This window comes from Deinococcus frigens DSM 12807 (genome assembly GCF_000701425.1).
In the GTDB taxonomy this organism is placed as follows: domain Bacteria; phylum Deinococcota; class Deinococci; order Deinococcales; family Deinococcaceae; genus Deinococcus; species Deinococcus frigens.
Window position 1 is genome coordinate 1 of record NZ_JNIW01000082.1, and the last position, 12,094, is coordinate 12,094.

Annotated in this window: 14 protein-coding genes and 1 pseudogene; 9 read left to right on the forward strand and 6 right to left on the reverse strand. The window is 62.7% G+C overall.

Features of this window, described 5'->3' with window-relative positions; all coding sequences use genetic code 11:
* Nucleotides 1–318, forward strand: a pseudogene (locus Q322_RS24675) (IS4 family transposase); the annotation flags it as partial.
* A gap of 9 nt (nt 319–327) precedes the next feature.
* On the opposite strand, the gene Q322_RS21955 reads toward Q322_RS24675, so the two are convergent.
* Entirely contained in the window at nt 328–1,764 is a 1,437-nt protein-coding gene (locus tag Q322_RS21955) for an LGFP repeat-containing protein (RefSeq protein ID WP_051668733.1), read from the reverse strand.
* Nucleotides 1,765–1,971: 207 nt separating this feature from the next.
* Here Q322_RS21955 and Q322_RS0118105 point away from each other — a divergent pair, with 207 nt between their 5' ends.
* Complete coding sequence (locus Q322_RS0118105; RefSeq protein ID WP_029479279.1) at nt 1,972–3,108, forward strand: acyl-CoA dehydrogenase family protein; 1,137 nt, start codon at nt 1,972–1,974, stop codon at nt 3,106–3,108.
* 39 nt (nt 3,109–3,147) lie between these two features.
* Here the strand turns inward: Q322_RS0118105 and Q322_RS21960 are convergent, their stop codons facing one another.
* The 5 genes from Q322_RS21960 to icd all read right to left on the reverse strand — a co-directional run bounded on the left by Q322_RS21960 (nt 3,148) and on the right by icd (nt 6,745).
* Nucleotides 3,148–3,600: a hypothetical protein gene (locus Q322_RS21960; protein ID WP_245593314.1), complete on the reverse strand. Its 453-nt coding sequence runs from the start codon at nt 3,598–3,600 to the stop codon at nt 3,148–3,150.
* Between the two features lie 56 nt (nt 3,601–3,656).
* The gene (locus Q322_RS0118115; protein ID WP_051668734.1) at nt 3,657–4,145 is read right to left on the reverse strand and encodes a Panacea domain-containing protein; all 489 of its coding nucleotides are present in this window, start codon (nt 4,143–4,145) and stop codon (nt 3,657–3,659) included.
* A gap of 59 nt (nt 4,146–4,204) precedes the next feature.
* On the reverse strand, nt 4,205–4,972 hold the full coding sequence (locus Q322_RS0118120) for a class I SAM-dependent methyltransferase (RefSeq protein ID WP_029479282.1): 768 nt from the start codon (nt 4,970–4,972) through the stop codon (nt 4,205–4,207).
* A complete protein-coding gene (locus Q322_RS0118125) occupies nt 4,969–5,244 on the reverse strand; it encodes a hypothetical protein (RefSeq protein WP_029479283.1) in 276 nt (91 codons plus the stop codon). Before Q322_RS0118125 ends, Q322_RS0118120 begins: the two co-directional genes overlap by 4 nt.
* Nucleotides 5,245–5,500: 256 nt before the next feature.
* Nucleotides 5,501–6,745, reverse strand: a complete 1,245-nt coding sequence (gene icd, locus Q322_RS0118130; RefSeq protein ID WP_029479284.1) for an NADP-dependent isocitrate dehydrogenase — start codon at nt 6,743–6,745, stop codon at nt 5,501–5,503.
* Nucleotides 6,746–6,959: 214 nt separating this feature from the next.
* Between icd and Q322_RS0118135 the strand changes: the two genes are divergently transcribed.
* The 7 genes from Q322_RS0118135 to Q322_RS0118165 all read left to right on the forward strand — a co-directional run bounded on the left by Q322_RS0118135 (nt 6,960) and on the right by Q322_RS0118165 (nt 11,998).
* Complete coding sequence (locus tag Q322_RS0118135; RefSeq protein WP_029479285.1) at nt 6,960–7,208, forward strand: hypothetical protein; 249 nt, start codon at nt 6,960–6,962, stop codon at nt 7,206–7,208.
* A gap of 218 nt (nt 7,209–7,426) precedes the next feature.
* Nucleotides 7,427–8,359 (forward strand): carbohydrate ABC transporter permease, encoded by a 933-nt coding sequence (locus Q322_RS0118140; RefSeq protein ID WP_029479286.1) that lies wholly within the window; start codon nt 7,427–7,429, stop codon nt 8,357–8,359.
* Nucleotides 8,352–9,278: a carbohydrate ABC transporter permease gene (locus Q322_RS0118145; RefSeq protein ID WP_029479287.1), complete on the forward strand. Its 927-nt coding sequence runs from the start codon at nt 8,352–8,354 to the stop codon at nt 9,276–9,278. Before Q322_RS0118140 ends, Q322_RS0118145 begins: the two co-directional genes overlap by 8 nt.
* 34 nt (nt 9,279–9,312) lie before the next feature.
* On the forward strand, nt 9,313–9,714 hold the full coding sequence (locus tag Q322_RS0118150) for a hypothetical protein (protein WP_029479288.1): 402 nt from the start codon (nt 9,313–9,315) through the stop codon (nt 9,712–9,714).
* 51 nt (nt 9,715–9,765) lie between these two features.
* Complete coding sequence (locus Q322_RS0118155; protein ID WP_029479289.1) at nt 9,766–10,143, forward strand: hypothetical protein; 378 nt, start codon at nt 9,766–9,768, stop codon at nt 10,141–10,143.
* 35 nt (nt 10,144–10,178) lie between these two features.
* The gene (locus Q322_RS0118160) at nt 10,179–11,531 is read left to right on the forward strand and encodes an FAD-dependent oxidoreductase (protein ID WP_245593315.1); all 1,353 of its coding nucleotides are present in this window, start codon (nt 10,179–10,181) and stop codon (nt 11,529–11,531) included.
* 32 nt (nt 11,532–11,563) lie between these two features.
* The gene (locus Q322_RS0118165) at nt 11,564–11,998 is read left to right on the forward strand and encodes a DinB family protein (RefSeq protein ID WP_051668735.1); all 435 of its coding nucleotides are present in this window, start codon (nt 11,564–11,566) and stop codon (nt 11,996–11,998) included.
* Nucleotides 11,999–12,094: the final 96 nt, after the last annotated feature.

The window sequence follows — 12,094 nt, forward strand, 5'->3', positions numbered from 1 at the left end:
AAGATCGAATGCCTGTTCAGGGCGCTCAAAACGAAGGGCTTCCGGTTGGAAAACACCCACATGACGCTTCCCAATCATGTGACGCGGCTGCTCTGTTTATTGACCCTGGCGTATGTTTGGACCGTTCTGGTCGGCATCGACCAGGAGACGGCCCTTAAAAAACACGGACGGCGCGCATGGAGTGTCGTGACCCTGGGCCTCCGGTCGCTCGTCCGGGCGTATTCCCGTCAGGTTGGGGCTTCGGTGGACGAACTGCTCCACCTCATTCGACTCTGGACGCCGCGCCAGACGACGGCTGTGGAAAGTGTCGGGTACTGAGCGCCGGTCTCAAATCTGAATGTTGTTCAGCATGGTCTGCGCCAGCCCGGCGGCGAAGCGTCCGGCCACGTCGGGGCGGAAGTACAGGGTCAGGCCGCCGTCCTTCATGACCTTGAAACTCAGCAGGCCAGCGGGGGCGGGGACGCTGCCCAGGGCGATGGGCCGGTTGAAGATGGCCGCCAGCTTGTCGTGCAGGGCATTGGCGACCGCATGAATCCCGATGCCCGCGAAGTTGTCCACATGAATGCCGATGACCCCGGCCTGCCGCGCGCTCAGGGCCACCGCGCGCCGGGCGTCCGGCTGGGGCGAGGCGGTAAACTGCACTGGAATCGTGACTTCAAAATTGGGATCGGGGATATACCAGTGCCCGCTGCCGATCTCGCCGGACACGCGGTACGTGACCACCCGGTTGCCGCTGCGGGTGAAGTCGTAGGCGGTGTCGCTGACGCCAATGACCACCACCGAGTCGATCTGGACCCGCGAATCGTTGGCCGTGCGGCTGCGGAAGGCCCCTGCGAAAGCGGCCAGCACCTGCGCTCCCGACAGGCTGGCTGTGGCCGGTTCCACCACGCCATTGCCCTCGAAGAAGATCACCCCGTTCTGAAAGTCGCTGTACCACTGCCACGGGTTCTGGCTGATGTTCAGCTCATCGCTGGTGGGGTAGCCATACGCGCCGCGCTCCCAGCCAGTCTGCGCCCAGCGCGCCCGGATGCCGCCGCGCACTTCCATCGGCCCAGTTCGCGGATGCCAGTAAATGCTGCCGTTGCCGGAGCAGTGATTGAAGCGCCCCACGCGGTCCGGGGTAGGTGTTTCATCGGTGACGGGCAACGCCAGATCGCTGTCCGGCCCACCCTTGCTGCCGTATTTGCGCCGGATCTCGCCGTGAATCTCATGCGCGCCGGTGGACGGCGAGTAATAGAGATCGGCGTTCTGGAAGCGTTTGCGGTGGCCCCCGCGCACCGCCTCGCAGCCCGATACCGCGTTGCCGGTAAAGCCCGCCCCCAGCGACAGCGCCTTGGCGTCGATGTTGGGGCAGGGATCGCTGGCGCTGAGGGCCAGGTTGTCCACGTTCACACGGATATCGGCGAAGTCACCGCCCTCGTCGGTGTTGCGGACGCGCACGGTAAACTGGTGGGAGGTGCCGCTGGCCACCGTGCCGTCAAAGCTGGCGCGGCCATCCAGATCGGTGGTGTTCTCGCTGGTCCCCTCGTACAGCAGGGCGCGGTCCGCCACATTCACCGCGCCGCCCGCCGCCTGCCGGTACGTGACGCGCAGCTCCACGCGCACCTCGCCGCCGCACTTGCCGACCGTCAGATCGGTCAGCTCTGGCCGTGAGGCATCCAGCACCAGCGTTCCCCCCCGGCTAACGCTGGCGTGCTCGTTGCTCCCAAACGTTTCGTGATCCGTGATGTCCATCCTGACGTTGTGCGCGACCCTGTTTTGCATCTTGCCCGCCTCCTTGCAGACTTCGGAGGTCCCCCCCGGCTGCAAGGCCAGTTGTACCCGGCAGGCCATGACCGGACCATGATCGGCAGGAACGGACGCACGGGCAGTGCATCCTCGCGCTGCCCGCGCCAGAATGATAGAATTGAACCGAGTCTAAATTAGCCCCAATCTCTCCACTACAGCCTCTTGCCCGAAGGAGTGTCCAGCATGGATTTCACCCTGAACGACGAACAGCGTCAGCTCCAGCAACTCGCCCGCGACTTTGCCCGCAGGGAGATCACTCCGATTGCCGCCGAGTACGACCGCAAGGAAGAACTGCCGTGGCAGGTGGTGGAGAAAGCCTTTGAGGTGGGCCTGCTGAACCCCAGCATTCCCGAACACGCGGGCGGCCTGGGCCTGGGCATGTTCGATGAATGCCTGATCGGCGAGGAATTGGCCTACGGTTGCATGGGCATCTACACCGTGCTGATGGCCTCCGAGCTGGGCATCGCGCCCATCCTGATCGGCGGCACCGAGGAGCAGCAGGCCCGCTTTCTGGCCCCGCTGACCGAGAAGGCCGGGCTGGCTGCGTTTGCCCTCTCCGAACCCGGCAACGGCTCGGACGCAGCGGGCATGGCAACCGTGGCCCGTGACGACGGCGACGCCTGGATTCTGAACGGGGCCAAGATGTGGATCAGCAACGGCGGCCTGGCCGAATTCAACGTGGTCTTCGCCACCACCGACAGGCAGGGCGGCCACAAGGCGACGGTGGCCCTGGTGGTGCCAAAAGACGCCCCCGGCTTCAGCCACAACAAGATCAAGCACAAGATGGGCCAGCGCGCCAGCCTGACCAGCGAACTGGTCTTCGAGGACGTGCGCGTGCCCAAGGAAAACCAACTGGGCGGCCTGGGCGACGGCTTCAAGATCGCCATGAAAACGCTGGACAAGACCCGTGTTCCGGTGGCGGCTGGATCTGTGGGCATCGCCCGCCGCGCCATGGAAGAGAGCATCAAGTACGCCAAGGAGCGCGAGGCCTTCGGCAGGCCGATCACCGAATTCCAGGCCATCCAGTTCAAGCTGGCCGAGATGGCGATGGGGATAGAAACAGGCCGCCTGATGTACCAGAAGGCCGCGTGGCTGGTGGACCAAGGCCTGCCGCACGGCTTCGAGAGCGCCATTGCCAAGGCCTACTGCTCGGAAATGGGCTTCAGCGCCGCCAACGAGGCGATTCAGGTCCACGGCGGCTACGGCTATGTCGGCGAATACCCGGTGGAAAAACTGCTGCGCGACGTGAAGCTGAACATGATCTACGAGGGGACCAACGAGATTCAGCGCGTGGTGATCGCGCGGAGTTTGCTGAAGTAAAGACCGCTTCCCCGATCCCCTCTCCACGGAGGGGGTTTTTCATTGCCTGTCGCGCTGCCTGTCGCGCTCTGGCTCTCTTTCCTCAACCGGGTGGGTCTGCGGGTAGAGCCAGCGCAGGAACACCAGGAACAGGCCAATCACCGTGGCCGTGCTGGTGGTCAGAAACGCCACCAGCACGCTGCTGTCCAGGCGGAAGGGCCGCCCGGCCAACTCGCCCCAGCCCGCCGCCAGGGTCAGGGTCACGTCGGCAGCCAGCCAGCCAGCGGAGAGGATGAACACGATGGCCCCCACGCCCAGGCGCAACCACCGCTGGTCCACGGCCTCGCGGTAACGCAGTTGGCGGGTCAGGCGCTCGAGATCGGCGTTGGAGGCGGGTGCGCGGCGCTCGCTCTCCAGGCCCTGCTGCACGGCCCGCTCGATGGCAGACTGACCATCTGCGGGGGGAACTGCCGGGCTGTCGTCGATCCGTTCCCGATCAGAAGTTTCAGGCATTGCTCAGCTCAGGCACGGCGCATCTCAGGCACGGCACAGTTCAGGCACGGGGCAGCTCAAGCACTGCGCGCCAGGCTGGTGTAGTACTCGCGGGTGATCTCGTCGGGGATCAGGTTGTCCTGAAGGCCGAAGGTCTGGGACCACGGGCTGCCCGCGCGGTGCGTCAGGCGCGAGAGTTCGCCGCCCGCCATACTGCCGTAACCGCTCCAGACGCTGCGGATAATCTCCAGCGCTTCCGAATCCCGGTCCAGTTCCGGCTCGCCGGGCGCGACGGGCAGGGTTTCAGAGATGGGCTGCCTGCCACGTTCGCCCCAGTGCTGCCACAGTTTGCGGATCACCGGGCCTCGTTGCCAGGCGTGAATGGTGTTGTACATCAGCGGGCGGCCCAGCAGCGCCAACGTATACCCGTGCGCGATGTACACCAGCTTATGCACCTGCATCTGCGTCAGGGTGCGGCCCTGAGCGCGGGCCAGGTCCAGAAAGGCGTTCGCCACCACCTCAGCGGCGTATCCGGTGCGTTTGAGATCGTCGATGGCGATGGTCATGGCGCGTGGCCTCCTTAATAACGACAGCGTAACACTGCCAGGTGAACGAGGCCAGCCGTTCAGTCCAATCGCCCCAGATAGGCGTGCGTGCGGTAGGTCAGCGTGACGTGATCGCCCGACACATGGGCATCAAAAGCCGAGTCGAGCTGCTGCCCAACGTCCGCAAACTGGGGATCGTCCGGCGACGGCAGATAGCTGATGCTTCCGGCCAGGGCGCGCAGGCGTTCACGGGGAAACGGTACGGGATTGTCGAAGGTCTGGACCTCGAACCCGCCCGGCATCAACTTGGGCAACTCCTGCTCCGGCACGCGCGACACGAGTTCGCCGTCCTCGCGGCTGAACCGGGTCACGACTTCGCGGTAGGCGGCGTTGAATGGCGTGGCCACGCCGCGCCAGTCGTTCCAGACCAGCAACACCTGCCCGCCGGGAGTCAGCACGCGCCGGAATTCCCGCACGGTGGGGACAGGAGAAAACCAGTGCGCGGCCTGCGCCGCAGTGATCAGCGAAACGGAGGCGGAATCCAGCGGGGTGGCCTCAGAAGTGCCGTCATGGACGCGCAAACGGCCTGACGCCATTTCCTGGGCCAATGTCGCTCCGAGCTGAGCGCGCATCTCCGGGTTGGGTTCCACGGCGTCCACGGCAAAGTTCGGTCCGGTGCCATGCGCCAGCAAAAGCCGCGTGAAAAGGCCCGTTCCCGCCCCGACATCCGCCACCCGATTCGAGAGCAGACCCAGACCCGCCAGCCATTCGCCCAGCGCCGGGGGATACGTCGGACGGGCGCAGGCGTACACGTCGGCACGGCCCAGGAAGCGGTCCGGGTGGGTCACGCTTTGGCCTTCTGAGCCGCCTTCTTCAACCGGACGGGTTCAGGCGGGGCCGCCACCCGCGACGAGGGCCGCCATGCACTCGCCAGAAAGTAAACCAGCCCGCCCAGCGCCCCCGCCAGGATCAGGAACCCCAGCAAACGCCACAGCACCGCCGCCGTTCCCACCACGAACGCGCCCAGCCCCACCAGCAGTTGGCCCAGCAACCACACCAGCGCCAGAGCTGCGATTGCCAGCAGGATCACGCCGACGGCGGCCAGAATCAGTCTTGCCATGTGGGCAGAATAGGACAGTTGGGCGGGTACAGGAGGTGAGCCGATTTGCTTGGCGGGTTTGTGGAGGAGCTGATTGCAGTTCAACCCCTCAGTCTGCTTCACAGCCAATTCCCCTCGAGGGGAGCCAAGGAAAACAAAAAACTTGCCTCCCCTTGAGAGGAGGTGTCCCGGAGGGGCGGAGGGGTTCGCCTTCCACGCCGTGAAAAAGAAAAGAGGCCGAGAGCTTGCGCCCCGGCCCCTCTGCTCATCCTGAACTTTACGCCATGTTCTCAATAATCGCATCCGCAAACTCGCTGGTCTTGACTTCCTTCGCGCCTTCCATGTTGCGGGCGAAATCGTAGGTCACGACTTTCTGGGCGATGGTGGCGTCCAGACCCTTGAGAATCAGGTCTGCGGCCTCAGTCCAGCCCATGTAGCGCAGCATCATCTCGCCGGACAGGATCACAGAGCTGGGGTTAATGACGTTCTTGCCCGCGTATTTGGGCGCGGTGCCGTGCGTGGCCTCGAAGATGGCGTGGCCGGTCACGTAGTTGATGTTCGCGCCCGGCGCAATGCCGATGCCGCCCACCTGCGCCGCCAGCGCGTCACTGATGTAATCGCCGTTCAGGTTCAGCGTGGCGATCACGTCGTACTCCTTGGGGCGCAGCAGGATTTGCTGCAAGAAGTTGTCGGCGATCACATCCTTGATCACGATGCCGCCGGGCAATTCGCACCAGGGGCCGCCGTCGATTTCCTTCGCGCCGAATTCCTTCTTGGCGAGTTCATAGCCCCAGTCGCGGAACGCGCCCTCGGTGAACTTCATGATGTTGCCCTTGTGCACCAGCGACACGCTCTTGCGGTCATTGTCGATGGCGTACTGGATGGCGGCGCGCACCAGCCGCTCGGTGCCGTCCTTTGAAACCGGCTTGACGCCAAAAGACGAGCTGTCGGGGAAACGGATCTTGGTCACGCCCATCTCGCTTACCAGGAAATCGCGCATCTTGTCGGCCTCGGGCGTTCCGGCCATGTACTCGATCCCGGCGTAAATGTCCTCGGTGTTCTCGCGGAAGATGGTCATGTTGACGTACTCGGGATTTTTCAGGGGGCTGGGCACGCCCGCGAAATACTGCACCGGACGCACGCAGGCGTAAAGGTCCAACTCCTGGCGCAGCGCCACGTTGATGCTGCGGATGCCGCCGCCAACAGGCGTGGTTAGCGGCCCCTTGATCCCGAACAGGTACTCGTCGAAGGTGTCGATGGTTTCCTGCGGCAGCCACTGGCCCTCGCCGTAGACCTGCACGCTTTTCTCGCCCGCGTAGACTTCCATCCACTCGATCTTGCGCTCATTGCCGTACGCCTTTTCCACCGCAGCGTCCAGCACCCGCACGCTGGCCTTCCAGATGTCCGCGCCGGTGCCGTCGCCCTCCACAAAGGGAATAACGGGATGGTTGGGGACGCTGAGTTTGTCGCCCTGCATGCTGATCTTCTCGCCCTGCTCGGGCCGCTGAATATGGCTGCTCATAACTTTCAATCTAGCGCCTTGGGGCAATGTCTGGCGAGGATGCCGCTGTCACCGTCCAGGTTTGGGGCGGATTCAAAAGTTTGGATGAGAGGCTGGCACGCAGGATACCCTCCGCTGATAACGGCGTCTGAAGCTTTCCCTCATCCCAATATTGATGAGGGGGCGCATTTTGAGGGAACCTTAACGGGAATTCACTTTACAGGAGGTCATTTGCATGAGTGACGACAAAAGCACTGCTGGCAATATGCTCGATTCGGCCAAGGCCAAGGTCAACGAGGGTGCAGACCGCGCCCGCGCCGCTGGACACGATCTGGCGTCGAAGGTGGGCGGCAGCTCCCTGGAAAACGCAGGCGACAAGGCCCAGGGCGTCAAGGACCGCGCCAAGGCCGAGGTCCACAACGCTGAAGCAAATGCCAGCTACAACGAAGGGAAGAAGGAAGCCAAGGACGGCGACGGCCATTAAGGTCTGAGACTCCGGCTCCCGTAGTCCCGGCCTCTGCCCCGTGTGGGTGGGGGCTTTCTTATTGATGGGTGAAGGTTGATGGGGAATGGAGAAGGGCCAGGACAGCTTGTTCATTTTTGTGGCCTGCCTGGTGGCCTCTCACCACCTCGCGCTCGCCTCTTTCCCCCGCAACCGACAAACCACACCCCACAGCTCAATCCAACCTTTATCCTTCGCACATGACCACCACCCCCCGGCGAGCCTCGCGCCGAGAACAACACCGCGTCGGCGGCACGGGCGCGAAAGTGACCACGCGCAATACGCTGATCGCCTATGCCTTTCTGATGCCCTTCCTGATTCTGCTGGTCGTGTACCACACCTGGCCGGTCATTTTCGGCACGTATCTGGCGTTCACCAAGTACAACATCATCTCGCCGCCCCAGTGGGTGGGACTGGCAAACTTCCGGGAGCTGTTCGCCGACGAGCAGTTCTGGTCCGGGCTGAAGAACAGCCTCAAATACATCCTGATCGTGCCGGTGATTCAGGTGATCGCCATTCTGGTGGCGCTGCTGGTCAACCGCCCGATGAAGGGCATCGGCTTCTTTCGCACTGCCTTCTACGTACCGGTGGTCACCAGTTTTGCCGTGGTGGGGCTGATGTGGAACTGGATGTACCAGCAAGGCGGCGCGGTGAATACGATTCTGGGCTTTATCGGCCTGCCGCAGAAGGGCAGTTTTCTGAACAACCCCGCCACCGCGCTGTACGCCGTGATGTTCGTGACGCTGTGGAAGGGCATCGGCTACTACATGGTGCTGTATCTGGCGGGCCTGCAAAGCATCAGCCCGGAACTGGAGGAGGCCGCCACCATCGACGGCGCGAGCCGCATACAGGTGTTCTGGAACATCACGCTGCCGGGGCTGCGGCCCACCATTCTGGTGTGCAGTCTGCTGTCCACCATCAGCGCCATCAAGGTCTTTGAGGAAATCTACGTGATGACGCAGGGCTATCCGGCGGGCAGCACCTACACGGCGCTGTTTTACACCTATTCGCGGGCCTTTCAGGATTACAAGTATGGGCTGGCGGCGGCGGGGGGCATCATCATCGCCTTGATTTCCATCATCTTCGGGCTGATCAACTTCCGCCTGACGCGCGGGGGCAAAGTCGATGCTTGAGGCGGGCCGTTCCGACCTTCAGACCGACACTTTCGCCATCACCGCTGCGCGATTGAAAGCCAAGCGCAGGCAACGCCGCCGCCTGACCGACTTGCTGGCCTACGCCGTGCTGATCGTGATCGCGCTGATCATGCTGTACCCCTTCTACTGGACGTTCATCACCAGCATTGAGCCGACCGGCAACATCTACGAGGCCAAGATTCTGCCCAAGTCGGTGGGCATCCGCAACTATGCCGAGATGTGGAAAGGCACCACCGTGCCGTTCTGGCGGCTGATCCTGAACAGCGTCGTCATCTGCACGCTGGGCGTGACCCTAACCGTGACGCTGGCGACGCTGGCCGCCTACCCGCTGGCGAAGATGCGCTTTCCGGGCCGTGACCTGATCTTTTACGCGATTCTGGCGCTGATGGTGCTGCCCAACGAATCGGGGTTGATCGTCAATTACATCACCACCATCAAGTTGGGGCTGCTGGCCCAGACCAACCCGGTGCTGGACGCCATCCGGCAATATATGGCCGTGGTTTTGCCGGGGCTGGCGAGCATCGTGGGTCTGTTTTTGCTGCGGCAGGCGTACCTGACCATTCCGCTGGAGCTGATTGAAGCGGCCCGCATTGACGGCGGCTCGGAGCTGACCATCTGGCGGCTAATCATGCTGCCGCTGGCGATGCCCACCATCGCGGCCTTTGCCATTCTGGAATTCGTGGCGTACTGGAATTCGTTTCTGTGGGCGCGGATCATGCTGCCCGACAAGAACATGCTGCCCCTCTCGGCGGGGTTGCTGGAACTCAGCGGCACATTCAGCACCAACAGCCGCGCGGTGATGGCGGGCGCAGTGATCACGATTATTCCCATTTTAATCGTCTTCGCCTTCGGGCAGAAGTACTTCATGAAGGGGCTGGAGGGGGCGGTGAAGGGGTGAGGCCAGAGCAAATCCGCCGTGCCACAATTCAGGGATGAAAAAAGCTCTGACAGGTGTGGCGGTAGCGGTTTTGCTCAGCGCGTGCGGGCAGGTTGAGCAGACAGCGCAGACGTGGATGGATTTGATGGGTATCAGTTCTGTTGAGTTTCCAGCCAGCGTCGCTGCTAACGCCCCTATGGACATTGTTGTGGAAGTCCGGTGGGGCTGTCCCATTGACTCGCCTTTCGGTGAATTTAAAGCCACTCGAATGGCTACCGCATTGAGCCTGCAAGCCTTGACGAAGCCCTATGTCATATCCACAAACCCTGGCCCACCTTGCCAGCCCGTCATCAACTATAAAAAGTACACCTACACTGATCCCGGCACGCCCGCCCGCACCAATCCATTTGAAATCATCGTGAACGGCAAGAGCTGGGGCAAGGTAGAGGTCAAGTAGGCAGGAACGAATCAACGCGCAGCAGATCAATCCAAATGGCAAAATGACGGCATGAAAAAGCTGCTCTCTGCTCTGGCTCTTTCCCTTACTCTGGCTTCCTGCGGCACGCCCCTGCTGCCGCGCACCCAGGCGCTGGGCATCGCGGGAGTTGAGTTCCCGCCCACCACCGGCCCCACCGACAGCCTGACTGTCACCATCCGCTACGGCGTGGGCTGCGGCGACTTTGATCAGCAGGTCACAAAGACCTCGCGCACGGCAACAGGGCTACAGCTCAGCGCCACCGTCAAAACCCGGAATGTTTTTCTGGCCTGCCCTGCCCAGTATGTTGAAAAAACTCTGAACTACACCGATCCCGGCAGCCCCGCCCGCACCAATCCATTTGAAATTATCGTGAATGGCAAGTCTTACGGGACCGTCACCATCAAGTGACTCTTTCTTATCAGACCCTCCCCCAACACTGGGATGTGATCGTCGCCGGGGGCGGGACGGCTGGCGCAATCGCCGGAATCGCCGCCGCCAGAGCCGGAGCGCGGGTGCTGGTCATTGAGGCGCTGGGCAGCCTGGGCGGAACCGGAACCAACGCCTGGGTCACGCCCCTGATGCGGAACGTCTCGGCGGGCGAGAACCTGAACCGGGGCTTGACGGACGAGTTGAAAGCGCGAATGCTGACACGCGGCGACGGCGCGGTTGACCCCGGCGGCAACGACAATTGGTTCAACCCTGAGGGCATGAAGTTCGTGCTAGAGAGGATGCTGCTGGAATCGGGCGGCGAAGTTCTGTATCACACGCATATTGTTCAGCCGTTGCTTGCAGCAGGCCAGGAAGGGCCAGCGTCCACCATCCAAGCCCTCGTCATCCACAACAAGGGCGGCCTGCAAGCCCTGAACGCCACCGCGTTCATCGACGCCACCGGGGACGCGGACCTCGCCGCACGCGCGGGCGTTGCCTTTCATGCGGGCGACGAGGACGGCATCCATCAGGCCATGAGCCTGCGCTTCACGCTGGCGGGGGTGGATACGGCGCGGCTATGCGCCTACTTGAACGCTAACGGGCAGGGGCAGACGGGCGAGAACTTCATGCACTTCTGGATGGTCTGGGGCAAGAACAGCACGCTGGAGCCGCTGTTCCGGCAGGCGGTCACGGATGGCGTGTTGCTGGAACGCGACGGCGATTATTTTCAGGGCTTCAGCATTCCCGGCAGGCCCGGCGAGATCAGCTTCAACTGCCCACGCATCCGGCCTGAGTTGCATTACGGCGCTGATCCCTGGCAACTCAGCGCGGCGCAGGTGGACGGGCGGGAAGCGATTGACCGCCTGACCGCCTTCTGCCGCTCCTCCCTGCCCGGTTGCGAAACTACCTTTATCGGCGTGGTGGCCCCGATGGTGGGCGTGCGCGAGTCGCGGCGCATCGTGGGTGAGTACATGCTGACGCTGGATGACATTCTGGACTGCGTCCGCTTCCCCGATTCCATCTGCCGCAACCACTACCCGGTAGACATTCACAGCGTCAGGGGCGGCGCAAAGCTACTGCACGAGCGCGACGGCACTGCGCCTTACTTTGCGAAAGACGCCTACCACGAGATTCCTTACCGCTCAATCGTCCCCGTTGGCATTGCCAATTTGCTGGTGCCGGGGCGGGCGGCCAGCAGCTCCTTCGAGGCGCAGTCGGCCATCCGGGTGCAGCAGAATTGCCACAGCATGGGTGAGGCCGCCGGAATCGCCGCTGCCTGGGCCGCACGGGAGTACGGCGGAGCGGTGCGGGATATAGAAATTGGCGCACTCCGATCTGAACTGAAAAGACTGGGGGGGAATGTGTAAGCGGGACGTGGCAGAGGTTTAAACTCTCTTTCATGCCTGAGAAAAACTGGAGCCGCATTGAGCCAAACGCCCGGTATAGCCCGCAAATCGGCGCGCTGGTGGAAATGATGAATTACGCCCGTATGACCACCTTGCAAGCGGTGGAAGGGTTGACCGTGGAGCAACTGGACGCCGTGCCGGCAGGATTTTTCAACTCCATCGGGATGCTGCTGGCGCATATCGCGGCAGTAGACCGGCTGTATCAGCATGTCTCGTTTGATGAACGTCCCTACGAAGAGGCGGAACCCAGCGTCCTGGGTGGGTTGTCGATGGGTAAGCAGGGCACGCCGCCCCCCACCGGCCAGAGCCTTGAAAGGCTACTTACCGAGTTGGAAGTTTCCCGCGCCGCCACCCTTGAAGCGTTTGCAGCGAAGGATGACGCCTGGCTGGCTTCAAGCCTGACTGTCCCTTACTTCCTGACGGCCTGACACAAAGTATGAGAAAGCGTCCCCGGTAGGGGACACTTTCTACCTGTGACAACCGAAAATGCCACCGGGGACGCGCCCCGACTTTATCAAGCCGTC

What these genes read in the sequence shown, in the direction of transcription:
- Q322_RS0118155 (WP_029479289.1), top strand. Translation starts at nt 9,766, where the DNA reads ATGAAAAAGCTGCTCTCTGCTCTGGCTCTTTCCCTTACTCTGGCTTCC.
- Q322_RS0118140 (WP_029479286.1), top strand. Translation starts at nt 7,427, where the DNA reads ATGACCACCACCCCCCGGCGAGCCTCGCGCCGAGAACAACACCGCGTC.
- Q322_RS0118115 (WP_051668734.1), bottom strand. Translation starts at nt 4,145, where the DNA reads ATGACCATCGCCATCGACGATCTCAAACGCACCGGATACGCCGCTGAG.
- icd (WP_029479284.1), bottom strand. Translation starts at nt 6,745, where the DNA reads ATGAGCAGCCATATTCAGCGGCCCGAGCAGGGCGAGAAGATCAGCATG.
- Q322_RS0118105 (WP_029479279.1), top strand. Translation starts at nt 1,972, where the DNA reads ATGGATTTCACCCTGAACGACGAACAGCGTCAGCTCCAGCAACTCGCC.
- Q322_RS0118150 (WP_029479288.1), top strand. Translation starts at nt 9,313, where the DNA reads ATGAAAAAAGCTCTGACAGGTGTGGCGGTAGCGGTTTTGCTCAGCGCG.
- Q322_RS0118145 (WP_029479287.1), top strand. Translation starts at nt 8,352, where the DNA reads ATGCTTGAGGCGGGCCGTTCCGACCTTCAGACCGACACTTTCGCCATC.
- Q322_RS0118125 (WP_029479283.1), bottom strand. Translation starts at nt 5,244, where the DNA reads ATGGCAAGACTGATTCTGGCCGCCGTCGGCGTGATCCTGCTGGCAATC.
- Q322_RS0118165 (WP_051668735.1), top strand. Translation starts at nt 11,564, where the DNA reads ATGCCTGAGAAAAACTGGAGCCGCATTGAGCCAAACGCCCGGTATAGC.
- Q322_RS0118135 (WP_029479285.1), top strand. Translation starts at nt 6,960, where the DNA reads ATGAGTGACGACAAAAGCACTGCTGGCAATATGCTCGATTCGGCCAAG.
- Q322_RS21955 (WP_051668733.1), bottom strand. Translation starts at nt 1,764, where the DNA reads ATGCAAAACAGGGTCGCGCACAACGTCAGGATGGACATCACGGATCAC.
- Q322_RS21960 (WP_245593314.1), bottom strand. Translation starts at nt 3,600, where the DNA reads ATGCCTGAAACTTCTGATCGGGAACGGATCGACGACAGCCCGGCAGTT.